Raw genomic sequence first — 26893 nt, 5'->3', positions numbered from 1 at the left:
TGGAGCAGGGCGCTCGCCGGATAAACGCCCCTTAAAAAAATCCTCTTCTATACTCTGTTACGTTTAGTGAAATATGCCGCCGTTTCTCACGCCGCGTTGTTTTTTTAGCGAGTGTCTGCGCGAACGGCAGCGGCATATATCCACGAAAACGCCTTATCGGTGGTTTATTTTGCATTTTTATAGGGGGCTTCCTGGTATGTATCATTCTCAATCCTCGCGCGTCGGCAGCATTTTGCTGCTGCTGGCCGCGTTAACCGGCTTCGCGGTGGCGCTGTACGCCTGGTGGACGCCGCTTACCGGCGTCACCGGCACCATTGGCGCACTGGGCGTAGCCATCGCCAGCGCGGTGCTGGCGATACTGGCCTTTATGCTACGCGCGGCGTCCGGTCGCGGAACGCGCATTTTCCTGATTATTATCACCCTGGTGGTGCTGGCGGGCGTGGGTTTTGCCGCCGCGCTGCTGCACCAGTACATCATCACTGCGGCCATGGTGGTCGGCCTGATCGGTCTGATTATGCTGAGCAGCACGTCAGCCCGTAACCATCAACGCGTCAAAGCCTGAGGAGCCGCCCGTGCATAACGATAAGTATTATCCCTTCCTGAAGGTCGGCATGACGGCGCTGGCGCTGCTGGTCGCCCCGTTCGCGCTACAGGCCCAGGATAAGGCCGCCGAGGCCTCTCAGGGCACCCAGGATTCGCTTGATATTGATGCGGCCGATCGGCAGGCGCCAGGGACGACAAAAACCACGGACGATGCCTCAACCGGCAACGGTAGTGGGCAAAAAGTCGCTTCGACCAGCCAGCCGGCAACGCCGCTGGTGCCTTCCACCGCCACCTGGGACAGCTTCCATGGGCAGCTTAACGCGCAAAAATACAGCCCGCTGACCCAAATCACGGCGGAAAACGTCGGCAAATTAACGAAAATCTGGGAGTTCCATACCGGCGACGTCTCGGATGGAAAAGGCGATACGCCCGCCACAGTCTGGTCCGCCACGCCCATTTTCGCCAACGACACCCTCTACATCGGCACACCTTTCGATCGCCTGATTGCGCTGGATCCGGGCACGGGTAAAGAGAAGTGGCACTATGACACCAAATCCTCGCGCAAGGCGCTGACCCAGCCGGTACTGAAGAACCGCGGCGTGTCCTACTGGCAGGCAAAAAACCCGGTGAACGGCCAGGCATGCCAGAAGATCGTCTATATGGGCACCGTTGACGGCAAGCTCTTCGCGCTGGACGCCGATTCAGGCAAGCCGTGCAGCGGCTTTGCGGACAACGGCGTGCTGGACGTGAACCAGTGGAACACCATTAACGCCAGGTATCCGCTCTCTATCCTGCAGCCGCCAACCGTGGTCGGCGACCATCTGCTGGTGGGCTGGGCCGGTAAAGACTGGGCCTATGCCGAAGCGCCTCCGGGTACCGTATTCTCCATCAATGCCCGGACCGGCGAGCGTGAATGGACCTTTGACGCGATCCCGGAAGCGATCCGCAAGCGTACCGGTACCGCCAACGTCTGGACGCACATGTCCGCGGATGAGGCCAATGGCCTGGTCTATCTGCCGGTCTCATCGCCGTCGCCCAACTACTGGGGCGGCAACCGCGTCGACGCGATTCCCCTCGGCACTTCGACCACCGCGCTGGACATCAACACGGGTAAGGTGGTCTGGTCCCGCCAGTGGGTACACCACGACGTCTGGGATTACGATATCAACTCCGCGCCGACGCTGATGGATATCACCGTAGACGGCAAAAAGATCCCGGCGCTGGTGCAGGCCACCAAGCAGGGCTTCCTGTTTGTGGTTAACCGCCTGACGGGGGAGGACGTATGGCCAATCGAAGAACGTCCGGTTCCGCAGGGCGACGGTTCGGTGCAGGGCGAAGTTCTCTCGCCCACGCAGCCGTTCCCAACCAGGCCCGCGCCGCTGCTCGACCAGTCGAAAAAGCCAAAAATCTGGAAGCTGGCGGATATCGTCGGTGCCGGCCAGTGCTCCCGCCTGTGGGACAACCTGACCTATGAGGGAATGTATACGCCGCCCACCACCAAAGGCGAGGGCGCGTTAACCTATCCCGATAGCGCCGGCGGCGTGCAGTGGGGCGGGGTTGCGTTCGATCCGCAAAAGCAGATCGCCATCGTCAACACCTCGCATATCGTCCAGTACGTGAAGCTCTACAGCCGCGAGGATTACGATAAGGCGGATAAAACCGCCGGAAACGAAAGCGGCTTTGCGCCGCAGGAAGGGGCCCCGTACGGTATGCGCCTGCTGGTGGCCGATAACTGGCTGGGCATGCCGTGCTGGCAGCCACCGTTTGGCGAAATCGTGGCGCTGGACATGCACACGGGCGATGTGAAATGGCGTCGTCCGGTTGGCGCATCCCAGCAGTATGGCTTCTTTATGCCGGAAGGCTGGGGTTCACCTACCATCGGTGGTCCGGCCGTGACGGCGGGCGGGGTGATCTTTATCGGCGCCTCAATGGATGCCAAAGTGCGTGCCTACTCGGTTGAGAGCGGAGAAGAGCTGTGGTCCGATCAGGTTGAAGCCCCGGCGGTCGCGAACCCGTCGGTCTATGAATATAAAGGCCGTCAGTACGTGGCGTTCGTGGCGGGCGGGAACACTATCCTGAAGGATCAGGTGGGAGACCAGGTGGTGGTCTACGCGCTGCCTGAATAACATTCACCCGGGAGAGTAGAAATGCGCGTGGGGCCTGCGGGCCCCACTTTTTTGGGTCAGCGCGCTCGGGGCGCGCCATGCTGCTGCGACACTTACTTTTTGTCCGCTGACGCGCCGGACGGCACCGACATTTGCTCGGCGGTCTTCAGATGCTGCTCAACGACCGGAGTATGCTCGTTAGCCAGGGCCTTCACGTCCGGATCGTCGATCTTGCTGGCATCCTTTTGCAGCTTCGACAGCACCATCTGGTGGTCTTTCACGCCGGCATATTCCATATACATCTTGTCAAAGGCGTCGCCGCTCTGGTTTTCCAGCTTACGGGTCAGGTCCTTATGCGCAACGTCCGGCTCGGTCGGCAGTTCTACACCCTTTTGCCGGGCAACGGCCTGGACTTTGGTGAGGGCGGCACCGTGATCGTCGACCATCTTCTGAGCGAATGTTTTCACTTCGCTGCTCTGGGCCTTGCTCAGGGCAAGTTTGGCGGCGGCCACTTCGTTAATGTTGGCCTGCGCCATGTCCTTCAACGCGTTTTCGTCGCCGGAGCTTAGCTTAGCGCCCGATTGAGCCTGGCCCGCAGCGCTGGTTTGCGCGGCGTTCGTCGTCTGGGCTTGTACGCCAACGGTGCTGAACATCGCTGCAGCTACTGATACGGCTAGCACCCTTTTCAGGGTTTTACTCGTGTGCATATTGTTCTCCTGATGGTCATGGTACAGGTGAGTTTTCGTTACTTTACGCGTAACCGCGCGGATAAATGACAACTGCATCGGTCAGTATAGTAGATGAAGCTGCTGAGCCCGCGTGGTGAGGAATAAAAGCCAGGAACTGAAGCATCGCGTAATCCCTTTGTGAAAATGACCCGGCTCGTTTACATATTTAGCGCTAATGTTAAACAGGAAGATACATCCACAGGAGGAATGATATGAAAAAGGCACTATTAGGGACTGTACTGGCTTTAACGGTAGCAAGCTTTGGCGCATCTGCGGCAGATATGATTTCCAAGGATGAAGCGCACCACTTCAAGCTGGAATACCTGGGTAATGTAACCGTAGGGGCTTCAGGTGGACAAATTTCTTCACCTTCCGATCTTCATGAAAAACTCTCAAAACTGGCAGACGAGAAGGGCGGGAAATACTACGTCATCATTGCCGCTCGTGAGCATGGCCCTAATTTCCAGGCCGTAGCTGAAGTGTTCAAATAATCTTCATGGCTACTACAAAAACCCGCTTCCGGCGGGTTTTTTGCTTATGCTCAGCCCAAAATGCCCCTCGTGCAAAAGAGAACCGGGCGTGCCGCCCGGTTTTATATGCATAATCATCGTCTTTATGAGCGAATAAATGCCAGGATATCGGCGTTTATGGTATCGGCATGCGTGGTATGCATCCCGTGCGGGAAGCCCGGATAAATTTTAAGCTCGCTGTTTGCGAGCAGCTTGTCCTGCAGAAGGGCGGCATTTTTATACGGCACGACCTGGTCGTCATCGCCCTGCAACACCAGGACAGGCACCGTAATGGCTTTGAGATCGTCCGTCTGGTCGGTCTCTGAAAACGCCTTAATGCCCTCATAGTGGGCTTTGGCGCTACCGATCATTCCCTGACGCCACCAGTTCTGTATCGTGCCCTGCGAAACGTCTGCCCCGGCCCGGTTAAAGCCATAGAAAGGGCCGCTGGCGACGTCGAGGTAAAACTGGGCGCGGTTAGCTGCCAGCGCCTGGCGGAAGCCGTCGAACACCTCAATGGGCGTTCCGCCGGGGTTAGCGTCCGTTTTTACCATCAGCGGAGGAACGGCGCTGACCAGGACCGCTTTGGCCACGCGGCCCTGAGGCTGGCCGTACTTCGCAACGTATCTGGCGACCTGGCCTCCGCCGGTGGAGTGGCCGACGTGCACGGCATTACGCAAATCCAGGCTTTCGACCACCGCCGATGCGTCGGCGGCATAATGATCCATATCGTGGCCTTCACTCACCTGATCGGAACGACCATGACCGCGACGGTCGATGGCGATGACGCGGAAGCCTTCTGCAAGGAAAAAGAGCATCTGGTTATCCCAGTCATCGGCGCTCAGCGGCCAGCCGTGATGGAAAACGATGGGCTGCGCATCCTTCGGGCCCCAGTCTTTGTAATAAATACTGACACCATCTTTCGTTGTTACGAATGCCATATTTCAGACTCCTCCGCTAATGGCAACAATGTGTGAAGGCTACGTAAATAGCCCGGCATTTAAGGACGTAATAAAATTGTCTTATATTAATCTTATTACCGATATATCCGCTTAAAGTGTAGAACGGCTTCCTGAAAACAGTTGTAGATTTGTTTTACGCGGTCGTTATTTATTTTTAAACGAAATATCCCCTCTGCCAGCCGGGGCACCGTTATTTTTCCGATGGGCTTATTATCGGCCGGGCAGAGGTAACCGCCACCCGGCCAGACTGGCTTAAACGATCGCGTTAGGACACGCTTCACCTTTTTCGAGCTGCTGCAAATTCCCCAGCGTGGTTTCCGAGATGCTGATCAGCGCTTCGGCGGTCAGGAACGCCTGATGACCGGTAAACAGCACGTTGTGGCAGGCCGACAGGCGACGGAACACGTCGTCCTGGATCACGTCGTTAGATTTATCCTCAAAGAACAGATCGCGTTCGTTCTCATACACGTCCATCCCCAGCGCGCCAATTTTCTGCGTTTTCAGCGCTTCAATAGCGGCCTGAGAATCAATCAGCCCGCCGCGGCTGGTGTTGATAATCATCACGCCGTCTTTCATCTGATCGAATGCCGACTGGTTAAGCAGATGGTAGTTTTCCGGCGTCAGCGGGCAGTGCAGGGAGATGACGTCAGACTGGGAGAAAAGCGTTTTCAGATCGACATACTCCACGCCCAGCTCCAGCGCAGCCGCGCTTGGGTACGGATCGAACGCCAGCAGGCGCATGCCGAAACCTTTCAGAATGCGAAGGGCGGCCACGCCGATTTTGCCGGTACCGATTACGCCTGCGGTTTTACCGTACATGGTAAAGCCGGTCAGCCCTTCCAGAGAGAAGTTGGCATCACGGGTGCGCTGATAGGCACGGTGAATACGACGGTTGAGCGACATCATCATGCCGACGGCATGCTCGGCAACCGCTTCCGGAGAGTAGGCCGGGACGCGAACCACCTTCAGGCCCAGCTCTTTGGCGGCATCAAGATCGACGTTGTTAAAGCCCGCGCAGCGCAGGGCAACGTACTTCACGCCCTGCTTTTTCAACTCCTCCAGCACCGGTCGGCTGCCGTCATCGTTTACGAAGATACAAACGCCTTCGCAGCCGTGGGCCGTTTTTGCCGTCTTTTCAGTCAGCAGAAAGTCGAAAAATTCAAGATCGAAACCGTACGTCTCGTTAACATGTTGCAGATACTTTTTGTCGTACTGCTTTGTGCTATATACCGCGAGTTTCATAAGACGTTCTCCAGTGATTTTGCAACCACGTTAGCATGATTAAAATTATCTTACAATTTTTCAAATTTCATTGAAATCAATAAGTTCTATGAATTATTGTAGAGCATCTACTCTTAAAAATGGCATTACCTTCAACTGACTGGCTAAACATGCGACAATGAGCGGCAGGAACGGCTTATTTATTTCGCTAAATCAGGATATTAACTGCCCATGAAGGGTAAATACAAAGCCGCAATCGCGCTATTACTGCTGCTCTTTATTGTGCCGCTGACGCTGCTGATGACGCTCGCCCAGTGGGTGCCCACGCTCGCCGGGATCTGGCTACCGGTTGGAACGCGCATCGCGTTCGAAGAAAGCCCGCGGCTCACGCGCCACGCCCTGATCGTTCCCGATCTCCGCTATCTGGTAGATGAGTGTGAAATTGCCCGCGTCGAAAACCTCACGCTGTCCCATCCGGGCCGCTGGGATCTGGATATTGGCGCGCTCGATCTCAACGCCGTCTGCCTGAGCAAATTACCGCAATCCGCGCCCTCTACGGTCGCGCCGAAAACGCTGGCCCAGTGGCAGGCCATTCTGCCCAACACATGGCTTACCGTTCACCGCTTTACGCTTTCCCCCTGGCAGCAGTGGGAGGGGGAGCTGCACGCTTCACTGACCCCGGCCCGCCAGGAAATCACCTATAAAGGAGAGCAGGTGAGCATCAGGGGGCAGCTGCGCGGCCAGACGCTTTCAATAAGCCAGTTCGATGTGCAGCTGCCGAACCAGCCGCAGCCCGTGAAGCTGGTCGGCGAATTTACGATGCCGCTGGTACCGGACGGCGTGCCGGTAAAAGGGCATACGGTCGCCACCTTCAACGTGCCACAGTTATCCTCGCTGGTCGATGCCGATCTTGACTGGGAGGGCAATCAGGGCCAGCTGCTGGTCATGGTGCGTGGCAATCCCGATCCGCTGCTCGATTTACCGTGGCAGATTACCGCCCAGCGGTTAAACGTCAGCGACGGCCGCTGGAGCTGGTCGGCCTCCGGTATGCCGATGAGCGGTCGCGTCGGCCTCAGGGTAGATAACTGGCAGCAGGGGCTGGAAAAAGCCACGTTCACGGGGCGTCTCAACGTCCTGACGCAGGGGGATGCGGGTAAGGGCAACGCGGTGCTGAATATCGGCCCCGGCTCGCTCAGTATGGAAAACAGCGATATGCCGCTGTACCTGAGCGGTGAAGCCAAGCAAAACGATCTGATCCTGTATGCCAGACTCCCGGCAAAGCTGACCGGCAGCCTTTACGATCCTCAGCTTACTTTTGCTCCCGGCGCGCTGCTGCGCTCGCGCGGTCGCCTCATCGATTCGCTCGATATCGATGAGATCCGCTGGCCGCTGGCGGGGGTGAAGCTTACGCAGAAGGGCGTGGACGGCCGCTTGCAGGCCATTCTGCGGGCGCATGAGAACGAGATGGGCAATTTTGAGCTGCACCTGGACGGCCAGGCGAACGATTTTTTACCCGATAACGGCCTGTGGCAGTGGCGCTACTGGGGTAAAGGGAACTTCACGCCAATGAACGCGCGCTGGGATGTGCGGGGCACGGGGGAGTGGCGCGACAGCCTGATAGAGCTGACGGACCTCTCTACCGGTTTCGACAAACTCCAGTACGGCACGATGCTTGTCAGCAAACCGCGCCTGGTGCTGGAAAAGCCGGTGCGCTGGTCGCGGGACCCGGATAAACCCACCTTCAGCGGCGCGCTCGTGCTTAATGCCGGACAAACCACCTTCTCTGGCGGAAGCGTGCTGCCGCCGTCCGTCCTGACCTTCAGCGTTGAGGGGACAGACCCGACGGTATTCCAGTTTAAGGGTGACCTCCATGCGGAAAAAATCGGCCCGGTACGGGTGAATGGCCGCTGGGACGGCGAACGCCTTCGCGGTCAGGCCTGGTGGCCAAAGCAGTCTCTCACCGTGTTTCAGCCGCTGATCCCACCGGACTGGAAAATGACGCTGCGCGACGGTGAGATGTATGCCCAGGTCGCTTTCTCGGCGGCAGCCGGGCAGGGCTTTGAGGCGGGGGGGCACGGGGTGCTGAAAGCAGGCAGCGCGTGGATGCCGGATAACGAGATAAACGGCGTCGATTTTGTACTGCCGTTCCGCTTGAGCCAGGGCACCTGGTCGCTGGGCACGCGCGGGCCGGTAACGTTACGCATCGGCGAGGTGAAAAACCTGGTGACGGCCCGAAATATCACCGCGGATCTCCAGGGCGATTATCCCTGGACCGAAGCGAACCCGCTCCTGCTCACCAACGTTAAGGTTGAGGTGCTGGGCGGAAAAATCACCATGCAGCAGCTGAGAATGCCGCAGCACGATCCGGCGCTCCTGCGCGTGGATAATATTTCCTCCAGCGAACTGATTAGCGCGGTAGATCCTAAGCAGTTTTCCATGTCCGGCCCGGTGAGCGGTGCGCTGCCGTTCTGGCTGGACAATGAGAAATGGATCATTAAAGATGGCTGGCTGACCAACCCGGGGCCGATGACGCTGCGTATCGACCAGGATACGGCTGACGCCATTGTGAAAGACAACATGGCTGCCGGGGCGGCAATTAACTGGCTCCGCTATATGGAAATTTCGCAGTCGTGGACAAAACTCAATGTGGATAATCTGGGCGTATTAACCATGCAGGCGTCCATTAAGGGCACCAGCCGCGTCGACGGCAAAAGCGGCTTCGTGAATCTGAACTATACCCATGAAGAGAACATTTTTACCCTCTGGCGCAGCCTGCGCTTTGGGGACAATTTGCAAACATGGTTTGAGCAACATGCGGCGATACCACTTCTCCGCGGTTCGACAGACAAGGAAAGTGAGGAACAACAATGAAAATGAGGGCTGGTGTGCTCGCCGTGGCCGTGGCCGCGCTGCTGTCAGGCTGTACGCCGCGCATTGAAGTGGCGGCGCCCAAAGAGCCGATCACCATCAACATGAACGTGAAAATCGAGCACGAAATCCATATCAAGGTGGATAAAGACGCTGAAGCCCTGCTGAAATCCCGCAGCGATCTGTTCTGAGGATGCCATGAAACGATTAGCACTGCTGTTACTGGCGCTGGGGATGAACGTTCACGCCGCCACGCTCACGCTCAACGACGCGCGCGCCCAGGGGCGCGTGGGGGAAACCCTGAGCGGCTACCTTGCCCCCGTCCAGCATGACGCGGAAACGCTGGCGCTGGTGAACCGTATCAACGCCGCGCGCACGGAAAGCTATCAAAAACTGGCCGACAGCAATAATCTGCCCGTGGACGACGTGGCAAAAATGGCGGGGCAAAAGCTGGTGGCCCGCGCGCAGCCGGGGGAGTACGTGAAGGGGATAAACGGCAGGTGGCTGAAAAAGTAGCTAGCGAAAACGCTTCCGGTATTCGCCCGGCGAGACCCCAAAACGCTGCTTAAACGCGGTGGAAAAATGGCTATGGTCGGTAAAGCCCCAGCTGTAGCCAATTCCCGCCAGCTTTTCGTCATCGCTAATACCGCGCAGCGCCTGAGCGCACAAATCGAGGCGACGGTTCTTGATATACTGCGCCACCACCAGCCCCTTCTCGGCGAACATGCGGTACAGGCTGCGTACTGACATGCCGCTCTCAGAGGCTATCCACTCCGGTCTTAACGCCTCTGACTGAATATGGTCGTCAATCAGTGACAGAACGTTGCGGAACTGGCGCTCCTTGCGCGGCAGCACCTCGTCACGCTGCTGGAACGCCGGGCGCAGCAGGCACACCATTGCCTCAAGGGCCGCTTCACTCTCTCTGGCGCTCAGATCGGCATTGCCCATGCTCTCCTGCAACAGGCGATAGCTAAGCTGAACGGTAGGAAGGCTGCGGGAGAGGGTAAGCGCGCAGCTCACTTCCTGAAAGCGCGCGTATTGCTCAACGATCTGCCGCGGCAGCAGCAGCGAAATCTGGCGGGATCGCTCCTGCCAGTATATGGAGCACGGGCGGGAGGCATCAATCAGCGTGATATCTCCGGTTTTTAGCACCGAGCGGCGGTCGTCCTGCTCAATCTCCGCGCTGCCTTCCAGCTGAAACACGGTATAGAACCAGGCGTCGTTGCCGTTTTTGATCTCCTGACGGGTGCGAAACAGGTTAACGCCAGCGGCGGTTACGGTGCTTAGCTTCAGGCTTTGGGTGTAGCTGGTTTCCAGCTCGCCGAGAAACGCGCCCCCTAGCGGACGCGCAGCAAAGCGCCCGCAAACCTGGTTAATCTGCGCCAGCCACTGCTGAAAATTGTCCTGTTCGCTTGCACATGTCATTGATTTTCTCGCTGCACCGTCACCGTTTTTGCATTGTTGCATTTATGTTGCATTTAGTCAGGGCTACGAGGCTGACTATAGGAAAGAACACTCAATGGTTACAGCGTTATAAGCGGGAATTATCACAATTTGCGGAGCCTGTCACAGGTGGCAAAGCGAATGTCACACAGACAAAAGCAGGAATGCGAAACCCCTCTTAGACTGCATACACACCCTGCGAAGCATAACGAAGGAGTACCCTATGTCGGAATCACATACCGCCGTTCTACCGGGCGTGCAGCAGTTTTTAGATCGCCAGCATGGCCTGTGGATTGAAGGGCGTCAGGCCGCGTCCGATAGCGAAAAGCGTCTGAACGTCTACAACCCGGCGACCGGAGAGGTGATTGCCTCCACCGCCGATGCCAGCGTTGATGACGTGGATCGTGCGGTGATGTCGGGCTGGCGCGCCTTTGTCGCCCGAAGCTGGGCAGGGCGTCTGCCGGCCGAGCGGGAACGCATCCTGCTGCGGTTTGCGGATCTGGTGGAGCAGCACGGCGAAGAGCTGGCTCAGCTCGAAACGCTGGAGCAGGGGAAATCCATTACTATTTCCCGCGCGTTCGAAGTGGGCTGCACCCTGAACTGGATGCGCTATACGGCGGGGCTGACCACGAAAATTGCCGGAAAAACTCTCGATCTCTCTATTCCTCTGCCGCAGGGGGCGCGCTATCAGGCGTGGACGCGCAAAGAGCCGGTTGGGGTCGTGGCGGGGATCGTGCCGTGGAACTTCCCGCTGATGATTGGCATGTGGAAGGTGATGCCCGCGCTGGCGGCAGGCTGTTCAATCGTGATCAAACCCTCCGAAACCACGCCGCTCACCCTGTTACGGGTGGCGGAGCTGGCGAGCGAGGCGGGGATCCCGGATGGCGTGTTCAACGTGGTTACCGGAAGCGGCGCCGTCTGCGGCGCGGCGCTGACCTCGCACCCGCGCGTTGCCAAGGTGAGTTTTACCGGTTCGACGGCGACGGGCAAGCAGATCGCCCGCGCGGCGGCGGACACGTTAACGGGCGTGACGCTGGAGCTGGGGGGCAAAAATCCGGCCATCGTCCTGAAGGACGCCGATCCGTCATGGGTGATTGAGGGGCTAATGACCGGCAGTTTTCTGAACCAGGGGCAGGTATGCGCCGCCAGCTCGCGCATTTATATTGAGGCTCCCCTGTTTGACACGCTGGTCAGCGAGTTTGAGCAGGCCGTGAAGTCCCTCAGCGTCGGGCCGGGCATGTCGCCCGAGGCGTTTATCAACCCGCTGGTGTCGCGCGCCCACTGCGATAAGGTTCAGGCGTTCCTTGACGACGCGAAAGCACACAACGCGGAACTGATTAGCGGTAACCGCGGGCCGGACGACAAAGGCTATTACGTTTCGCCGACGCTGGTGGTTAACCCGGATAATAACCTGCGCCTGACGCGTGAGGAGGTGTTCGGCCCGGTGGTAAACCTGGTGCGCGTGGCGGACGGGGAGGAGGCGCTGCAGCTGGCGAACGACACCGAGTACGGGCTCACCGCCAGCGTCTGGACGCAGAATATCGGTAAAGCGCTGGAATACACCGACAGGCTACAGGCCGGGACGGTATGGGTGAACAGCCATACGCTGATCGACGCTAACCTGCCGTTTGGTGGAATGAAGCAGTCCGGCACCGGGCGCGATTTCGGCCCGGACTGGCTGGACGGCTGGTGTGAAACCAAGTCAGTTTGCGTGCGGTATTAAAAACGCCGGGTAACCCTCTCCCTGTGGGCTGAGGGATCCCCATAAATTACTGCGGGCACTGAGCAATGCCCTCGGCTCTCAGGGGAGAGGGTTAGGGTGAGGGGACGCGGGCGCCAGCCTTACCGCGACCACCGATCCCGTCCTCCCTCTTTCGCCCGATACAGCGCCGCGTCGGCGCGGGCGATGATTTCGGGCCCGGCCAGACCTTCGGTGTGACCTGCGATGCCCATACTGGCCGTCACATAGTCATTGACCTTAGACGCGGCGTGCGGGATCGCCGCCGCCCGCAGGCCAGCCTGGATCCGTGCGGCGACCTTTTCAGCAACGTCTTCTGCGCAGTCAAAGAGGATCACCACAAACTCCTCGCCACCGTAGCGTGAGACCACATCCTCAGGCGTGCGCACCGACGTATTCAGCACCTCGGCCACCCGCGCCAGGCACTCATCTCCCGCCTGGTGACCATAGGTATCGTTATAAAGTTTGAAGTAATCCACGTCCAGCATCAGCACCGTGAAGGGCTTGCCTTGCTCCACCGCGTTTTCCAGCACCAGCTCCATCGCGCGGCGATTGGCCGTTTTCGTCAGCGGATCCTGATGGGCCAGCGCGTCCAGCCGCGAAATTAACCGCTGGTTCTGCTGGTTGCGACGCCAGGCTTCATCAAACCAGCGGAGCAGGATATAGCGTCCGCAAACGAGGATGAACGTGAAGATCACCCACAGCCCGGCAAAGCGAAGCGTCATTTCCTTATTCAGCAGCATGCTGGCAACGGGCATGGTGAGCCACAGCGGCACGATGAAGCATAACAGCCCCACCGGGTGAAAATAGAGTGCGGTCATGCCGGCCATCAGCAGGGTGACAAATATCGGCCAGGGGTGAGGAAGCTGGATAACGTTGATAAACCAGTAACAGCAAAGCGACCAGAGCACGCTGCATATGAACAGCACGGCGCTGACCCCGCGGATGCGTCGCCAGGCCATCATCACCAGCGCAACGGAGAGGATCACCACGCCAAGCATGGAGGCGTCAATCATCAGCCGCAGGTGCTGGCTGATGTGCAGAAGGGCATCAATATGGCCGAACAGGGAGTTGCGCAGCAGAACCATCAGCGCAAAGCTCGCATTCACGAAAGCAAGCCACGGCAGGTTTACGGCCAGCCCGTGGACGACCATCGAATTACGGGTTGGCCAGGTCGCTGGCTCAGGTGTAGCGTTGTGTCTTTTTTCCATTACAATTTTTGTTCCCGTCCGGTGGATAGCTCGCGAAAGCCAGGTATTACTAACTATAAGCAGGCTCGATTATTCCTCAAATGTATGGATAAAAAAACCGGGCAAATGCCCGGCGTGTGCTTATTTCTGCTCGGCTTTTTTCTTGCCGAGCGTTGGCGTCTCGTCAAAGAAGTTCCACGGCTTGAGCAGCGTGTGTACCCACTCCGTCGGCATGATCGGCCACTCTTCGGCGCGGGCAACGTGGGTGGTGCCGGTGGTCATCCAGATGACGTTATCCTGGTCGTTGAGCGACTCGTTATCTTTGCCGTACTGGCCGAGGCCCGTATCGCGCGTGGAGCGGTTCGGGAATTTCCCTTCCGGATACATTTCGTCAGGATGGTAACGCGTCACCCACAGCTGTTTATCCATAAAGCTCAGGCGGTGGTAAATCCACTCGTCCGGGGCGAATTTCGCGCCGGTCGCCACCGGGTGCGTACCGCCCGCGTAAGGGATTATCTGATACGAGACCGGGTTCCCCATGCGGTTCTCCTTGCTGGTGTTGCTCAGCAGGCGAATGGTGCCCGGATCAAACTTCTGCGCCGCCTGCTGTTCGGTATCAATGCTGTACTGATTAACCTGCATGGTGCTGGTGCGCGGGCCGCCTGCGGTGTTCGGCTTCACTTCCGGATCCATCGCCACCAGCCTGTTGCCGATCCCGTCCACGTCCATGTCCAGACGGAAGTTATAGATGTGCTGGTGCGTGGTGCCCACGATGTTATGGTCGATCAGCGTGCCGTAGCGGGTGTCATCCTTCGCGGTGGCGTCATGCATCGTTTTCGTCTGCACGCCCTTCACCGCTTCAATCCCCGTTGCGCCCGCATCAATGCCGATGGTGCCGTTTTCGTGGAACACCCAGTCGAAGATGTAATCGTAGTTGCCAACGGTGCTGACCCAGCGGACCACCAGCTCGCGGCGCTCGGTGCTGACGTTGGGCTTACCCAGCTCCTGATGCTTATATTCCGGTCCGGCGTAGCGCTCGAAAATCGCTATTGCGCGCGGGATTTCCAGCGGCGCCCCGGTGTAGTCCGGAATGGTTTCATCAAGCATAACGGCGTTAGACGGCACGTCCTTGCCGCGCACCAGCGGAGAGGTCAGGGTGCCCATGCCGTAATCGCCGGAATCCAGATAGGCTTTGAAGTACCAGCCGATATCCGGGTCGCCGTAAGGCACGATCATGCCGCCGAGCGAGCCCTGATACATCACCTGACGCCTTTTGCCGTTGTCGTTATAGGTGACGGTGGAGATAATCGGGCCGACGCGTGAATCCAGGCTCAGGTGGAAATCCCAGTTCTGCCAGCGCACCGTATCGCCGGTAATGGTGTAGTTTTTGCCTTCCGGCTCGATAATCTCCAGCGGTTTCTTCACCGTTTCAACGCGGTCGCGGCATCATAGGGGCGCGGGGTAAGCGGCACCGGCACCACCGGGCCTTCCTCAATCTTCTGAATTTTCTTCTGGTCGAGATCCACCACCGCGACCAGGTTTTCAATCGGGTGCGCCCAGTAGTTACCGTCGCCCACGTCCAGATAGGCGATCACTTTCAGCAGGCGGTCTTCCTGCTTCAGGCCGTCTTTGCCGTCAAAAAAGCCGACGGTAAGCGGCGTGGTGATGACTTTTGTCGGATCGGTAATGCCGCGCTTTTTCAGCACCGCGGCATACTCCGGGCTCTCGTTGATGATCTGCTGAACGGTGTTGAAATCATCCAGCAGCACCATGCCGTGCGCGTCTTTTACCGGCGCCCAGTGCAGGATTTTTTTGTCCTTCAGATCCACGCGACTTTCGACAATCTGCTTGCCAACGAGCATGGTGATATTTGCCTGCCGGGGCGCATCCACGGCGGTGCCGTTGAGCACGAAGTCCCACACTTTGGCTTTTTCCGGATCCGCCAGCGCGATCTGGGTAAAGCGGGTGTTGGGCTTGAAGTCCGCCGAGGCTTTCACAATCCCGACGGCCTGCTTAATTTCATCCGCCGTCAGCGCGTTTAGCGGGTGAGGGCGCTTCTCCACCTGGAAAGTCTGGTCAAGGCCGGACTGAAAAACGTCGTTGATAAAGGTCTCAGAGATAAACGCTTTTTTGTCCTTCATCACTACCGGCACCTGGAGCGTCAGGGGTTTACCGTTGACGATAGCGGTGGTCGCCCCTGGCTTGACCTTCACAAAAGCACCGTCCTTCGCGATGGTGAACATTTGGGCGTAATCATCCCACTGCACGTCAGCCCCAAACTCCTGAAGCGCGTTATCCATCGGGACCATATGCGCCTCGCTGCCGTGAGCGAAAACAGGGGACTGCCAGGCGCAGCAGAGCGTAACGGCCATGGCCAGCGCCGTTCTGCGGGCAGAAAAAGAAGGAGTGCTTCCCATCGTAGACCTCATCTTGTTGTGTTTATTGTGTTGTGTCAGCCTTATCCTGACAGGCGCCCACGAAAAACGTTTGCCTGCATCTGCCAGGTTGTTTGTCAGTCTTGCCAGGTTAAAAAAAGGGCAGGGATTAATCACACGCTCATGCAGATGCATCCCCCACAACATAATGTCGGCAGGGACTGTTCCCTCTCCCGTGGGGCTGAAGGATCCCCAGTAATTTTTTTACCGAAAGCGACGAATGTTGTTTCAGGAAAATAAATGAATTACAGCGACGCCCTGGTCCGGCTGTAAATCGCTGAGGTGTTTCCTGCAGGCCGGGGCGAGGCGCAGGGATGCGCCGAGAGGGCGGCTTTACAGGGACGTTACCTCCGCCCGTCCCCGATAAGCCGGAAGGAATAAGCCGAAGGCACCGCGAAGCGGCGATTTACCGCCGGGAGCCCGGGTCGCCAGGGCGGCGGCGACTGAGCCGCCATGGCACGTTCACAAGTCATGCCGTTAAAGAGTAGCAAGGAATTTAAAGTGAACGGAATTACCTCTACAACCATATGTTCCCCCTCACCCCAGCCCTCTCCCTCAAGGGAGAGGGGGTCCTCCGTGCAGGCATTATTTTGTGGGGATCCCTCAGCCCGTGGTGAGAGGGTTAGGGTGATGGGAAATCAGCCGTTGAAATCACCCTGCTGGCGCGCCACCAGCGTCAGGATGGAGTAGAGCGCCACGGCCTGCTGATGCTGGTTGAAAATCTCAACCGCCCATTCCACCACGCCGGTGGGCTTTTCATCGGCAGCGCGCTGCTTCTTCAGCGTTTTACGTTTGCAGGTCAGGCGTACCTGAATGGTGTCACCCGGCTTGACCGGCTCGATAAAGCGCAGGTTTTCCATCCCGTAGTTGGCAATAACCGGGCCGACGCCGGCGTCAACAAACAGCCCCGCTGCGGCAGAAATCAGGAAATAACCGTGCACCACGCGCTCGCCAAAAATCGACTCCGCCGCGCCAATTTTGTCCATATGGGCGTAGAAGTGGTCGCCGCTCAGGCAGGCAAAATTGACGATATCGGCTTCCGTCAGGGTACGGCGCGGCGTAAGCAGGCTGTCACCCGGCTGCAGCTCCTCGAAGTATTTACGGAAGGGATGGATCCGATCTTCCCGTACCTCTGCGCCACGCACCCACTGCTTGCCAATGGCGGCCAGCATGGACGGACTGCCCTGAATGGCCGTGCGCTGGAGGTAGTGCTTCACCGCGCGCAGGCCGCCCAGCTCCTCGCCGCCGCCCGCACGTCCCGGACCGCCGTGCACCAGCTGCGGCAGCGGGGAACCGTGTCCGGTAGACTCTTTGGATGATTCCTCGTTGAGGATCTGAATACGCCCGTGGGCGCGTGCTGCTCCGGCAATAAACTGCCGCGCCACGTTTGAATCTGCCGTGACCAGCGTTCCCGCCAGGCTGCCGCCGCCCGCCCGCGCCAGCCGCATGGCGTGTTCGGTATCGCGGTACGGCATCAGGGTTGCGACCGGGCCAAAGGCTTCGGTGGAATGCACGGCCGGGGTTTCGTCAGGCTGCGGGCAGAACAGCAGGGTGGGCGGGAAGAAGGCGCCAGCCGCCTGCAAATCGGCTTTGCCGCCCAGGCGGACCTGACAGCCGGCGGCAAGCAGGCTATCGACTTTTTCCTGCACGTCGGCGCGCTGCTCGGCGTTTACCAGCGCGCCCATTTTCACCCCTTCCTGCGACGGATCGCCGACAACCACCTTCTCCAGCCGCGCAATCAGCGCCTGGCTGACCGCCTCAACCTGCGCTTCCGGCACGATGATGCGGCGGATGGCGGTGCATTTTTGCCCGGCCTTGGCGGTCATCTCGCGCACCACCTCCCGAATGAACAGCGCAAACTCCGGCTGCTCCTGGGTCACGTCCTCACCGAGCACGCAGCAGTTCAGGGAATCGGCTTCCATGGTGAACGGAATGGCGTTCGCGACGATATTCGGGTGCACGCGAAGGCTCTGGCCGGTGCTGGCCGAGCCGGTAAACGTCACCACGTCCTGGCTGTCGAGCTGGCCCAGCAGATCGCCCGCGCCGCCGCAGATCAGGCTGATGGCGCCGTCCGGCACCAGCCCGCTTTCGACAATCGATTTCACCATCGCCTGAGTAACCTGCGCGGTGGCGGTGGCCGGCTTGATGATGGCGGGCATCCCGGCAAGCCAGGTAGGCGCGAGCTTTTCCAGCATCCCCCAGCACGGGAAGTTAAAGGCGTTGATATGCACCGCCACGCCGGATTTTGAGGTTAAGACGTGGCGGGCCGCAAAACCGCCTTCCTTCGACAGCGGGATGAGCTCATCTTCCGGCCACAGGATATCGTCCGGCAGCTCACGGCTGCCGAGGCTCGCGTAGGTGAAGAGGGTGCCGATGCCGCCCTCAATATCCACCCAGCAGTCGGCCTTCGTCGCGCCGGTCTGGGCTGATAGCGCATAAAACCGATCCTTCTGGCCCAGCAGGTGTTTAGCCACCGCCTTCAGCATGGCGGCACGCTCGATAAAGCTCATTGCGCGAAGCGCTTCACCCCCGCGTTCAATGGCGTAACGGCGGGCGGCCGCCATGTCCAGCCCTTCGCTGGTCACTTCGTATAGCGTCTCGCCGCTGATGGCGTGGGTAATGGTGCGCGCGCGGCCCCGGCCTGACTGCCAGGTGCCGGACAAGAAGCTGGCTAACTGCTGCATTTCTTCTCTCCAGGTGTTTCGTGATTTACCTATAAATAGTTTGATCGTGAATCATAAAAATCAAGCTGAGTTTTAATGAATTGTTAACGATGTGATCTGCGTTGCCCGGAATCCTGATGCTAAACCCGCGCGTAGCAAGCCTTAAGCGAAAAGCCTTGCGAGCGTCGTCACAAAACAGGCAAACGCTTCTTGGGGTTATATTTAACCTTTGTGTAACTTTTAAGAAACCAAGTGATTCACCATTTTGCTACATATGGTGATATAACGAATCATAAAGGTGGTTATGTGACGCAAGAACAACGCTTTGAGCAACGCATCGCGCAGGAGACGGCCATCGAGCCGCAGGACTGGATGCCGGAAGCCTACCGCAAGACGCTAATCCGCCAGATTGGTCAGCACGCCCACTCCGAAATTGTCGGCATGCTGCCGGAAGGCAACTGGATCGCCCGCGCGCCGACGCTGCGCCGTAAAGCCATTCTGCTGGCGAAGGTGCAGGACGAAGCCGGACACGGCCTGTACCTCTACAGCGCGGCGGAAACGCTGGGCTGCGCCCGGGAAGACATCTACCAGAAGATGCTCGACGGCAGGATGAAGTACTCCTCCATCTTCAACTATCCGACCCTGAGCTGGGCGGATATCGGCGTCATCGGCTGGCTGGTGGACGGGGCTGCCATCGTCAATCAGGTGGCGCTGTGCCGCACGTCCTACGGCCCGTACGCCAGGGCGATGGTGAAAATCTGTAAAGAAGAGAGCTTTCACCAGCGTCAGGGCTTTGAAGCCTGCATGGCGCTGGCGCAGGGCAGTGAAGAACAGCGTCAGATGCTGCAGGACGCCATCAACCGCTTCTGGTGGCCGGCGCTGATGATGTTTGGGCCAAACGACGACAACTCTCCCAACAGCGCCCGCAGCCTGGCCTGGAAGATCAAGCGCTTTGGCAACGACGAGCTGCGTCAGCGTTTCGTGGATAACACCGTGCCTCAGGTGGAGATGCTGGGGATGACCGTGCCGGATCCCGACCTGCGCTTCGATGAGGAGAGCGGCCACTACCGCTTCGGCGAGATCGACTGGCAGGAATTTGACGAGGTCATTAGCGGGCGCGGGATCTGTAACCACGAACGTCTGGCCGCAAAACGTAAAGCCTGGGACGACGGCGCGTGGGTGCGCGAAGCCGCGCTGGCGCACGCCGAAAAACAGCGCGCTCGCCGGGCCGCATAAGAGGAAACCTACATGAGCAATGTTTACTGGCCGTTATACGAAGTTTTTGTCCGTTCTAAGCAGGGGCTGTCGCACCGTCATGTAGGCAGCCTCCACGCTGCCGACGACCGCATGGCGCTGGAAAACGCGCGCGACGCCTATACCCGCCGCAGCGAAGGCTGCTCCATCTGGGTGGTGAAGGCGAGTGAAATTGTCGCCTCCCAGCCGGAAGAGAGCGGCGAGTTCTTCGACCCGGCGGAAAGCAAGGTCTACCGCCATCCGACGTTTTACACGATCCCCGATGGCATCGAGCACATGTGAGGTTAGGGATGAACAACGTATCCGCATATGCCCTGCGCCTGGGCGACAACGGTCTGGTGCTTTCTCAGCGTCTGGGCGCCTGGTGCGGCCACGCGCCGGAGCTGGAAATTGACCTGGCGCTCGCCAACATTGGCCTCGATCTGCTCGGTCAGGCGCGCAACTTCCTGACGTACGCCGCCGGGCTGGAAGGCCAGGGCGATGAAGACGCGCTGGCGTTTGGGCGCGATGAGCGTCAGTTCCGCAACGTGCTGCTGGTGGAACAGCCAAACGGCAGCTTTGCCGACACCATCGCCCGCCAGTACCTGATGGACGCCTGGAACGTGGCGCTGTACGAGCGGCTGATCCGCAGCAGCGACGGCCAGCTTGCCGCCATCGCGGCTAAAGCCATTAAGGAGGCGCGCTATCACCTGCGCTTCAGCCGCGGCTGGCTGGTGCGCCTGGGCGACGGCACGGAAACCTCCGCGCAAAAAATGCAGCAGGCGGTGAACGGCCTGTGGCGCTTTACGGCCGAGCTGTTCGACGCCGACGACGTTGAGCTGGCGCTGATTGATTCCGGCGTGGCGGTTGACCCTCGCACCCTGCGTGAACCGTGGGAGAGCGAGGTGTTTTCCGGTCTGGCGGAAGCTCAGCTCAGCGTGCCAGAGGAAGTGGCGTATCGCACGGGAGGCAAGAAGGGCCTTCATACCGAACATCTGGGGCCGATGCTGGCAGAGATGCAGTATCTCCAGCGCGCCTACCCCGGGCAGCAGTGGTAGAGGAGCACGCTATGCAACGCCTCGTCGACGTCACCCCGGCGCAAATCCCGCAGATCTGGACGCTGTTAAGCCAGATCCCCGACCCGGAAGTGCCGGTTCTTACCATCACCGATTTAGGCATGGTGCGCAGCGTCAAGGCGCAGGGTGAGGGCTGGGTCATCGGCTTTACGCCAACCTATTCGGGCTGCCCGGCAACGGAGCACCTGCTGGGGGCGATCCGCGAGGCAATGACCGCAAGCGGCTTTACCCCGGTGCATATCGTGCTCCAGCTTGAACCGGCCTGGACCACCGACTGGATGACCGCCGACGCGCGCGAGCGCCTGCGGGCATACGGCATCAGCCCGCCCGTGGGCCACAGCTGTCACGCACACGCGCCGGCTGAGGTGAGCTGCCCGCGCTGCGCGAGCACCGATACCTCGCTTATCAGTGAATTTGGATCCACGGCCTGCAAGGCGCTCTACCGCTGCAATACCTGCCGTGAGCCGTTCGACTATTTCAAATGTATTTGAGGCCGCCATGACAACGTTTCATTCATTAACAGTGGCAAAAGTAGAACCCGAAACCCGCGACGCGGTAACCATTACCTTCGCGGTGCCGCAGGCGCTGCAGGAGGCGTACCGCTTCCGCCCCGGCCAGCATCTGACCCTGAAAGCCCGGCTCGGGGATGAAGAACTGCGCCGCTGCTACTCCATTTGCCGCAGCACCGCGCCGGGAGAAATTAGCGTGGCGGTGAAGGCCATCGAGGGCGGGCGCTTTTCCCGCTATGCCCGGGATGAGATCAAACAGGGCATGGCGCTGGAGGTGATGGTTCCCCAGGGGCATTTCGGCTACCAGCCGCAGGCCGAACGGGAAGGCCACTATCTGGCGATTGCCGCCGGATCCGGGATCACCCCGATGCTGGCCATTCTCTCCGCGACCCTTGCCACGGAACCGAACAGCCATTTCACCCTGATTTACGGCAACCGCAGCAGCCAGAGCATGATGTTCCGCCGGGCGCTGGCGGACCTGAAGGATAAGTACCCGCAGCGTTTGCAGCTGGTGTCCATCTTCAGCCAGGAGACCCTCGACAGCGATCTGCTGCATGGCCGCATTGACGGCGAAAAGCTCCAGGCGCTGGCAAAAACCCTGATTAACTTCCGCCAGTACGACGAAGCCTTCATCTGCGGCCCGTCGGCGATGATGGACGACGCCGAGGCGGCGCTGAAAGCGCTGGGGATGCCGGACAAAGCGATTCACCTGGAGCGCTTTAACACGCCGGGCATCGCCGCGAAGCGAACGCACGGCGTGCAGGCCGAGGGGCAGAAGGTGACCGTCCGCCAGGACGGGCGCGACCGGGAAATCACCCTGACTGCGGACGACGAGAGCATCCTGGACGCGGCCCTGCGTCAGGGGGCGGATCTGCCGTACGCCTGCAAGGGCGGCGTGTGCGCCACCTGCAAATGCAAAGTGCTGCGCGGGAAAGTCGATATGGCTACCAACTACAGCCTGGAGCCGGACGAGCTGGCGGCAGGCTACGTCCTGAGCTGTCAGGCGCTGCCGCTGACCGCCGACGTTATTGTCGATTTTGACGCGAAGGGGATGGCATGAACGAACTGATTGTCACCCGCCATGGCCGCGTGATGCAGCTAACGCTCAACCGTCCGGCGGCGCGCAACGCGCTCAACAATGCGCTGCTGACGCTGCTAGCCGGGCAGCTCGAGGCCGCCGCCGCGGACGCGGAAATTTCTGCCTGCGTGATTTACGGCAGCGAACGCTGCTTTGCGGCCGGGGCAGACCTCAACGAAATGGCTGAAAAAGACCTGCCCGCCACCCTGAACGATATCCGTCCCCAGCTGTGGGCGCGGATTAACGCCTTCAACAAGCCGCTGATCGCCGCCGTCAACGGCTTCGCGCTGGGCGCCGGCTGCGAGCTGGCGCTGCTGTGCGACGTGGTGATCGCCGGCGATAACGCCCGCTTTGGCCTGCCGGAGATTTCCCTGGGCATCATGCCGGGCGCGGGCGGCACCCAGCGGCTGATCCGCTGCGTGGGTAAATCGCTGGCCAGCAAAATGGTGCTGACGGGCGAAAGCATCACAGCGGTTCAGGCGCATAGTGCCGGGCTGGTCAGCGACGTCTTCCCGGCCTCGCTGACGCTGGAGTACGCCCTGAAGCAGGCGGCGCTGATGGCGCGACACTCGCCGCTGGCGCTGCAGGCGGCGAAGCAGGCGCTGCGCCAGTCGCAGGAGGTGCCGCTCCAGGCCGGGCTCGCGCAGGAGCGTCAGCTGTTCACGCTGCTCGCGGCCACCGACGATCGCCGTGAAGGTATCGCTGCCTTCTTACAAAAACGCACCCCAGACTTTAAAGGACGCTAACTGTGGAATTTATTCTGAGCCATGTAGAGCAGGGCGTAATGACCATTACGCTGAACCGCCCCGAGCGCCTGAACAGCTTTAACGACGCAATGCACCAGCAGCTATCCGAGTGCCTGAAGCAGGCTGAGCGCGATGACGCCATCCGCTGCCTGCTGATTACCGGCGCCGGGCGCGGCTTTTGCGCCGGGCAGGATCTTAACGACCGTAACGTTGACCCGAACGGCCCCGCGCCCGATCTGGGCATGTCCGTTGAAACCTTTTACAACCCGCTGGTGCGCCGCCTGGCAAAGCTGCCGAAGCCGGTGATATGTGCGGTGAACGGCGTGGCGGCAGGGGCCGGTGCGACGCTGGCGCTCGGCTGCGACATGGCGATCGCCGCCCGCTCGGCCACCTTTGTGATGGCCTTCAGCAGGCTCGGGCTGGTGCCGGACTGCGGCGGCACCTGGTTCCTGCCGCGCGTTGCCGGACGCGCCCGCGCCATGGGGCTGGCGCTGCTGGGGGATAAGCTCAGCGCCGAACAGGCGCAGGACTGGGGAATGATCTGGCAGGTGGTGGACGACGAGCAGCTCTCCGCTACCGCGCAGCAGATGGCGCTGCATTTCGCCTCTCAGCCCACGTTCGGGCTGGGGCTGATCAAGCGGGCGATTAACGCCGCGGAAACCAACACGCTGGACGCTCAGCTCGATCTTGAGCGGGATTACCAACGGCTTGCCGGACGCAGCGACGACTACCGGGAGGGCGTCGGCGCTTTCCTCGCGAAACGCGCTCCGCGCTTTACGGGGAAATAAGATGGCGACGAACATTCACACGGTCGCCGTGATCGGCAGCGGCACCATGGGTGCCGGGATTGCCGAGGTGGCGGCCAGCCACGGTCATCCGGTGCTGGTGTACGACATTGACGCTTCGGCCATCTCCCGCGCCATTGACGGCATTCGCCAGCGCCTGTCCTCTCGCGTTTCGCGCGGAAAACTCTCTGCCGAAGCCGGGGAACAAATCCTGGCCCGCCTGACCCCTGTGACGAAGATCAATGCCCTGGCGCAGGCCGATCTGGTGATCGAGGCGGCCTCTGAGCGTCTGGAGGTGAAAAAAGCGCTGTTTAACCAGCTGGCAGAGGTATGCCCGCCGCAGGCGCTGCTCGCCAGCAACACCTCATCCATCTCCGTTACCGCCATTGCGGCGGAGGTTAGCCATCCCGAGCGCGTCGCCGGGCTGCACTTCTTTAACCCCGCGCCGGTGATGAAGCTGGTGGAGGTGGTCAGCGGGCTGGCAACCTCGGCGGAAGTGGCCGATACCCTCTGCGAGCTGGCGCTGAACTGGGGAAAACAGCCGGTACGCTGCCAGTCCACGCCGGGTTTTATCGTCAACCGGGTGGCGCGTCCTTTCTATTCCGAAGCGTGGCGCGCGCTGGAAGAGCAGGTGGCGGCGCCGGAGGTGATTGACGCCGCCCTGCGGGACGGCGGTGGCTTCCCGATGGGGCCGCTCGAGCTGACGGACATGATTGGTCAGGACGTCAACTTTGCGGTGACCTGCTCCGTGTTTAACGCCTTCTGGCAGGAGCGCCGGTTTCTGCCGTCGCTGGTGCAGCAGGAGCTGGTGCTGGCGGGGCGTCTGGGCAAAAAAAGCGGGCAGGGTGTCTACCGCTGGCAGGAAGAAAAGCCTGCCGTCAGCTGGCTCGCGCCGGTTAGCGACAGCTTCAGCCCGATGCGCGCCCAGCGAAGAAGTGACGGTGTCACGGAAATCGACGAGCTGCTGCTGATTGAAACGCAGGGTGAAACCGCTCAGTCCCTGGCGCTGCGCCACGGTCGGCCGGTCGTGGTGGTTGACCGCATCGAGCGCGACGTGGCCGTGATTGCCGCAGCGTCTGGCAACCCGCACTCCGCCACGCAGAAGGCCATTCACTGGTTGCAGCACCAGGGGAAGCGGGTGGTGCAGATTGCCGATTACCCCGGCCTGCTGGTCTGGCGCACGGTGGCGATGATTGCCAACGAAGCGCTGGACGCGCTGCAAAAAGGGGTTGCCAGCGAAAAAGACATCGATACCGCCATGCGCTTAGGGGTGAACTACCCCTGCGGCCCGATTGCCTGGGGCGAGCGTCTTGGCTGGCAGCGTCTGTTAGCGCTGCTGGAGAACCTGCAACGTCACTACGGCGAAGAACGCTATCGCCCCTGTTCACTGCTGCGCCAGCGCGCGCTTCTGGAGAGTAGTCATGAGTCATAACGCCTGGCACAACGCCCGTGCCATGTATGAACGGGACGCCTGCGCCCGGGCGCTTGGTATCGACATTATCGAAATGGACGAAGGCTATGCGGTGGTCACGATGACCGTCACGCCGCAGATGCTCAACGGCCATCAGACCTGCCACGGCGGCCAGCTGTTCTCGCTGGCCGATACCGCCTTTGCCTACGCCTGCAACAGCCAGGGGCTGGCGGCGGTGGCCTCTGGCTGCTCCATCGACTTTCTGCGTCCGGGCTTCGCCGGGGATAAGCTCACCGCCACCGCGCGGGTAAAGCATCAGGGCAGGCTGACCGGCGTATACGACATTGAAATTCAAAACCAACAACAGAAAACCGTCGCTCTCTTTCGCGGGAAATCCCACCGCACCGGCGGCAGTGTGACAGGAGAAGCCTGATGCGTGACGCATTTATTTGTGATGGTGTTCGTACCCCAATCGGTCGATACGGCGGCAGCCTGTCCGGCGTGCGCGCTGATGATTTAGGCGCCGTGCCGCTGCGCGCGCTGCTGGCGCGGTACCCGCAGCTTGACCTCGAGCGGATAGATGACCTGATCTTCGGCTGCGCGAATCAGGCCGGGGAAGATAACCGCAACGTGGCGCGCATGTCGGCGCTGCTCGCCGGGCTCCCGCACGCGGTTTCTGCTACCACCATTAACCGTCTGTGCGGTTCAGGCCTGGACGCGCTTGGCTTTGCGGCGCGCGCCGTCAAGGCCGGAGAGGGCGATTTGCTGATCGCCGGCGGCGTGGAGTCCATGTCCCGCGCGCCTTTCGTGATGGGTAAGGCCACGGCGGCGTTCCAGCGTCAGGCGGAAATCTTCGACACCACCATCGGCTGGCGATTTGTGAATCCGCTCATGCATCAGCAATACGGAACTGACAGCATGCCGGAAACGGCAGAGAATGTAGCTGAATTGTTAAATATCAGCCGTGCCGATCAGGACGCGTTTGCCCTACGCAGCCAGCAGCGCACCGCGTGGGCGCAGCAGAACGGCGTTCTGGCGCAGGAGATTGTGCCGGTTCAGGTGCCCGGCAAAAAAGGGGCGGTGACGGAGGTGGCGGAGGATGAGCATCCGCGCGCGGAGACCACGCTTGAACAGCTGGCCGCGCTGAAAACCCCGTTTCGTAAGAACGGCGTGATTACGGCGGGGAACGCGTCCGGCGTGAACGACGGCGCTGCGGCGCTGATTGTCGCCAGCGAGCAGATGGCGCTGGCCCAGGGATTAACCCCGCGCACCCGCGTTGTGGCAATGGCAACCGCGGGGGTAGAGCCGCGTCTGATGGGGCTGGGCCCGGTTCCGGCCACCCGCAGGGTGCTGGAGCGCGCCGGGCTCAGTATCGCCGATATGGACGTCATTGAGCTTAACGAAGCCTTTGCCGCACAGGCGCTGGGCGTGCTGCGCCAGCTGGGCCTGCCGGATGACGCGGAGCACGTCAACCCGAACGGCGGGGCGATCGCGCTGGGCCACCCGCTGGGCATGAGCGGTGCCAGACTGGCGCTGGCCGCAGGCAATGAATTGCACCGACGCGGCGGGCGCTACGCGCTGTGTACGATGTGCATCGGTGTGGGTCAGGGCATTGCCATGATCCTTGAGCGTGTTTGAGCGAACAATAAT

The 26893-nt window shown here is 60.2% G+C and carries 23 protein-coding genes and 1 pseudogene; 17 read left to right on the top strand and 7 right to left on the bottom strand.

Annotation, left to right across the window (positions count from 1 at the left end; genetic code table 11):
- Positions 1–196 precede the first annotated feature (196 nt).
- The gene (locus HWQ14_RS17115; RefSeq protein ID WP_176610427.1) at positions 197–562 is read left to right on the top strand and encodes a hypothetical protein; all 366 of its coding nucleotides are present in this window, start codon (positions 197–199) and stop codon (positions 560–562) included.
- A gap of 10 nt (positions 563–572) precedes the next feature.
- Complete coding sequence (locus HWQ14_RS17110; RefSeq protein ID WP_176610426.1) at positions 573–2669, top strand: pyrroloquinoline quinone-dependent dehydrogenase; 2097 nt, start codon at positions 573–575, stop codon at positions 2667–2669.
- A gap of 92 nt (positions 2670–2761) precedes the next feature.
- On the opposite strand, the gene HWQ14_RS17105 is transcribed toward HWQ14_RS17110, so the two are convergent.
- Entirely contained in the window at positions 2762–3355 is a 594-nt protein-coding gene (locus HWQ14_RS17105; protein ID WP_148419424.1) for a DUF4142 domain-containing protein, read from the bottom strand.
- A 233-nt stretch (positions 3356–3588) separates the two neighbouring features.
- On the opposite strand from HWQ14_RS17105, the gene HWQ14_RS17100 reads away from it, so the two are divergent.
- Positions 3589–3867: a DUF1471 domain-containing protein gene (locus tag HWQ14_RS17100; RefSeq protein ID WP_176610425.1), complete on the top strand. Its 279-nt coding sequence runs from the start codon at positions 3589–3591 to the stop codon at positions 3865–3867.
- Between the two features lie 122 nt (positions 3868–3989).
- Here the strand turns inward: HWQ14_RS17100 and HWQ14_RS17095 are convergent, their stop codons facing one another.
- Positions 3990–4826 carry an alpha/beta fold hydrolase gene (locus tag HWQ14_RS17095; RefSeq protein ID WP_176610424.1) on the bottom strand — a complete coding sequence of 279 codons (837 nt, stop codon included), beginning with the start codon at positions 4824–4826 and terminating at the stop codon, positions 3990–3992.
- Positions 4827–5099: 273 nt separating this feature from the next.
- Complete coding sequence (locus tag HWQ14_RS17090) at positions 5100–6089, bottom strand: 2-hydroxyacid dehydrogenase (protein ID WP_176610423.1); 990 nt, start codon at positions 6087–6089, stop codon at positions 5100–5102.
- Between the two features lie 210 nt (positions 6090–6299).
- Here HWQ14_RS17090 and HWQ14_RS17085 point away from each other — a divergent pair, with 210 nt between their 5' ends.
- From HWQ14_RS17085 to HWQ14_RS17075, 3 genes are read left to right on the top strand one after another with little or no spacing between them, the layout of a single operon-like run.
- A complete protein-coding gene (locus HWQ14_RS17085; protein ID WP_176610422.1) occupies positions 6300–8939 on the top strand; it encodes a YdbH family protein in 2640 nt (879 codons plus the stop codon).
- Positions 8936–9127, top strand: coding sequence for a YnbE family lipoprotein (locus HWQ14_RS17080; RefSeq protein ID WP_176610421.1), 192 nt, complete (start codon positions 8936–8938; stop codon positions 9125–9127). Before HWQ14_RS17085 ends, HWQ14_RS17080 begins: the two co-directional genes overlap by 4 nt.
- A gap of 7 nt (positions 9128–9134) precedes the next feature.
- A complete protein-coding gene (locus HWQ14_RS17075) occupies positions 9135–9452 on the top strand; it encodes a YdbL family protein (protein ID WP_176610420.1) in 318 nt (105 codons plus the stop codon).
- Here the strand turns inward: HWQ14_RS17075 and feaR are convergent, their stop codons facing one another.
- Positions 9453–10361, bottom strand: a complete 909-nt coding sequence (gene feaR, locus HWQ14_RS17070; RefSeq protein ID WP_176610419.1) for a transcriptional regulator FeaR — start codon at positions 10359–10361, stop codon at positions 9453–9455.
- 241 nt (positions 10362–10602) lie between these two features.
- On the opposite strand from feaR, the gene HWQ14_RS17065 reads away from it, so the two are divergent.
- Positions 10603–12102, top strand: a complete 1500-nt coding sequence (locus tag HWQ14_RS17065) for an aldehyde dehydrogenase family protein (RefSeq protein ID WP_176610418.1) — start codon at positions 10603–10605, stop codon at positions 12100–12102.
- A 119-nt stretch (positions 12103–12221) separates the two neighbouring features.
- Here the strand turns inward: HWQ14_RS17065 and HWQ14_RS17060 are convergent, their stop codons facing one another.
- The 3 genes and pseudogenes from HWQ14_RS17060 to paaZ all read right to left on the bottom strand — a co-directional run bounded on the left by HWQ14_RS17060 (position 12222) and on the right by paaZ (position 18426).
- Positions 12222–13328: a GGDEF domain-containing protein gene (locus HWQ14_RS17060; protein WP_176610417.1), complete on the bottom strand. Its 1107-nt coding sequence runs from the start codon at positions 13326–13328 to the stop codon at positions 12222–12224.
- 120 nt (positions 13329–13448) lie between these two features.
- Positions 13449–15724: pseudogene (gene tynA, locus HWQ14_RS17055) on the bottom strand (primary-amine oxidase).
- A 656-nt stretch (positions 15725–16380) separates the two neighbouring features.
- Positions 16381–18426 carry a phenylacetic acid degradation bifunctional protein PaaZ gene (gene paaZ, locus HWQ14_RS17050; protein ID WP_176610416.1) on the bottom strand — a complete coding sequence of 682 codons (2046 nt, stop codon included), beginning with the start codon at positions 18424–18426 and terminating at the stop codon, positions 16381–16383.
- 285 nt (positions 18427–18711) lie between these two features.
- Between paaZ and paaA the strand changes: the two genes are divergently transcribed.
- The 10 genes from paaA to pcaF are packed head-to-tail and all read left to right on the top strand — an operon-like array spanning position 18712 to position 26881.
- Positions 18712–19641, top strand: a complete 930-nt coding sequence (gene paaA / locus HWQ14_RS17045) for a 1,2-phenylacetyl-CoA epoxidase subunit PaaA (RefSeq protein WP_176610415.1) — start codon at positions 18712–18714, stop codon at positions 19639–19641.
- 12 nt (positions 19642–19653) lie between these two features.
- On the top strand, positions 19654–19941 hold the full coding sequence (paaB, locus tag HWQ14_RS17040; RefSeq protein WP_003857353.1) for a 1,2-phenylacetyl-CoA epoxidase subunit PaaB: 288 nt from the start codon (positions 19654–19656) through the stop codon (positions 19939–19941).
- Positions 19942–19949: 8 nt separating this feature from the next.
- The gene (paaC, locus tag HWQ14_RS17035; RefSeq protein ID WP_176610414.1) at positions 19950–20696 is read left to right on the top strand and encodes a 1,2-phenylacetyl-CoA epoxidase subunit PaaC; all 747 of its coding nucleotides are present in this window, start codon (positions 19950–19952) and stop codon (positions 20694–20696) included.
- Between the two features lie 11 nt (positions 20697–20707).
- A complete protein-coding gene (paaD, locus tag HWQ14_RS17030) occupies positions 20708–21205 on the top strand; it encodes a 1,2-phenylacetyl-CoA epoxidase subunit PaaD (protein ID WP_176610413.1) in 498 nt (165 codons plus the stop codon).
- A gap of 7 nt (positions 21206–21212) precedes the next feature.
- A complete protein-coding gene (paaE, locus tag HWQ14_RS17025) occupies positions 21213–22283 on the top strand; it encodes a 1,2-phenylacetyl-CoA epoxidase subunit PaaE (RefSeq protein ID WP_176610412.1) in 1071 nt (356 codons plus the stop codon).
- A complete protein-coding gene (gene paaF / locus HWQ14_RS17020; protein WP_176610411.1) occupies positions 22280–23047 on the top strand; it encodes a 2,3-dehydroadipyl-CoA hydratase PaaF in 768 nt (255 codons plus the stop codon). Before paaE ends, paaF begins: the two co-directional genes overlap by 4 nt.
- A gap of 2 nt (positions 23048–23049) precedes the next feature.
- A complete protein-coding gene (gene paaG / locus HWQ14_RS17015; protein WP_176610410.1) occupies positions 23050–23835 on the top strand; it encodes a 2-(1,2-epoxy-1,2-dihydrophenyl)acetyl-CoA isomerase PaaG in 786 nt (261 codons plus the stop codon).
- Position 23836: 1 nt separating this feature from the next.
- Positions 23837–25264 (top strand): 3-hydroxyacyl-CoA dehydrogenase PaaH, encoded by a 1428-nt coding sequence (gene paaH / locus HWQ14_RS17010; RefSeq protein WP_176610409.1) that lies wholly within the window; start codon positions 23837–23839, stop codon positions 25262–25264.
- Positions 25254–25676 (top strand): hydroxyphenylacetyl-CoA thioesterase PaaI, encoded by a 423-nt coding sequence (gene paaI, locus HWQ14_RS17005; RefSeq protein ID WP_176610408.1) that lies wholly within the window; start codon positions 25254–25256, stop codon positions 25674–25676. Before paaH ends, paaI begins: the two co-directional genes overlap by 11 nt.
- Positions 25676–26881, top strand: coding sequence for a 3-oxoadipyl-CoA thiolase (gene pcaF / locus HWQ14_RS17000; RefSeq protein WP_176610407.1), 1206 nt, complete (start codon positions 25676–25678; stop codon positions 26879–26881). The genes paaI and pcaF overlap by 1 nt, the downstream gene beginning before the upstream one ends.
- Positions 26882–26893: the final 12 nt, after the last annotated feature.

It is taken from the genome of Enterobacter cloacae, assembly GCF_013375935.1.
In the GTDB taxonomy this organism is placed as follows: domain Bacteria; phylum Pseudomonadota; class Gammaproteobacteria; order Enterobacterales; family Enterobacteriaceae; genus Enterobacter; species Enterobacter pasteurii.
Note: the sequence above shows the minus strand (reverse complement) of the source record. Positions and strands in the feature narration are given on the sequence as shown.

Excerpts from the sequence above, each read along its gene's own strand:
- HWQ14_RS17115 (WP_176610427.1), top strand. The coding sequence starts at position 197 with ATGTATCATTCTCAATCCTCGCGCGTCGGCAGCATTTTGCTGCTGCTG.
- HWQ14_RS17105 (WP_148419424.1), bottom strand. The coding sequence starts at position 3,355 with ATGCACACGAGTAAAACCCTGAAAAGGGTGCTAGCCGTATCAGTAGCT.
- HWQ14_RS17100 (WP_176610425.1), top strand. The coding sequence starts at position 3,589 with ATGAAAAAGGCACTATTAGGGACTGTACTGGCTTTAACGGTAGCAAGC.
- HWQ14_RS17095 (WP_176610424.1), bottom strand. The coding sequence starts at position 4,826 with ATGGCATTCGTAACAACGAAAGATGGTGTCAGTATTTATTACAAAGAC.
- HWQ14_RS17090 (WP_176610423.1), bottom strand. The coding sequence starts at position 6,089 with ATGAAACTCGCGGTATATAGCACAAAGCAGTACGACAAAAAGTATCTG.
- HWQ14_RS17085 (WP_176610422.1), top strand. The coding sequence starts at position 6,300 with ATGAAGGGTAAATACAAAGCCGCAATCGCGCTATTACTGCTGCTCTTT.
- HWQ14_RS17080 (WP_176610421.1), top strand. The coding sequence starts at position 8,936 with ATGAAAATGAGGGCTGGTGTGCTCGCCGTGGCCGTGGCCGCGCTGCTG.
- HWQ14_RS17075 (WP_176610420.1), top strand. The coding sequence starts at position 9,135 with ATGAAACGATTAGCACTGCTGTTACTGGCGCTGGGGATGAACGTTCAC.
- feaR (WP_176610419.1), bottom strand. The coding sequence starts at position 10,361 with ATGACATGTGCAAGCGAACAGGACAATTTTCAGCAGTGGCTGGCGCAG.
- HWQ14_RS17065 (WP_176610418.1), top strand. The coding sequence starts at position 10,603 with ATGTCGGAATCACATACCGCCGTTCTACCGGGCGTGCAGCAGTTTTTA.
- HWQ14_RS17060 (WP_176610417.1), bottom strand. The coding sequence starts at position 13,328 with ATGGAAAAAAGACACAACGCTACACCTGAGCCAGCGACCTGGCCAACC.
- paaZ (WP_176610416.1), bottom strand. The coding sequence starts at position 18,426 with ATGCAGCAGTTAGCCAGCTTCTTGTCCGGCACCTGGCAGTCAGGCCGG.
- paaB (WP_003857353.1), top strand. The coding sequence starts at position 19,654 with ATGAGCAATGTTTACTGGCCGTTATACGAAGTTTTTGTCCGTTCTAAG.
- paaC (WP_176610414.1), top strand. The coding sequence starts at position 19,950 with ATGAACAACGTATCCGCATATGCCCTGCGCCTGGGCGACAACGGTCTG.
- paaD (WP_176610413.1), top strand. The coding sequence starts at position 20,708 with ATGCAACGCCTCGTCGACGTCACCCCGGCGCAAATCCCGCAGATCTGG.
- paaE (WP_176610412.1), top strand. The coding sequence starts at position 21,213 with ATGACAACGTTTCATTCATTAACAGTGGCAAAAGTAGAACCCGAAACC.
- paaF (WP_176610411.1), top strand. The coding sequence starts at position 22,280 with ATGAACGAACTGATTGTCACCCGCCATGGCCGCGTGATGCAGCTAACG.
- paaH (WP_176610409.1), top strand. The coding sequence starts at position 23,837 with ATGGCGACGAACATTCACACGGTCGCCGTGATCGGCAGCGGCACCATG.
- paaI (WP_176610408.1), top strand. The coding sequence starts at position 25,254 with ATGAGTCATAACGCCTGGCACAACGCCCGTGCCATGTATGAACGGGAC.
- pcaF (WP_176610407.1), top strand. The coding sequence starts at position 25,676 with ATGCGTGACGCATTTATTTGTGATGGTGTTCGTACCCCAATCGGTCGA.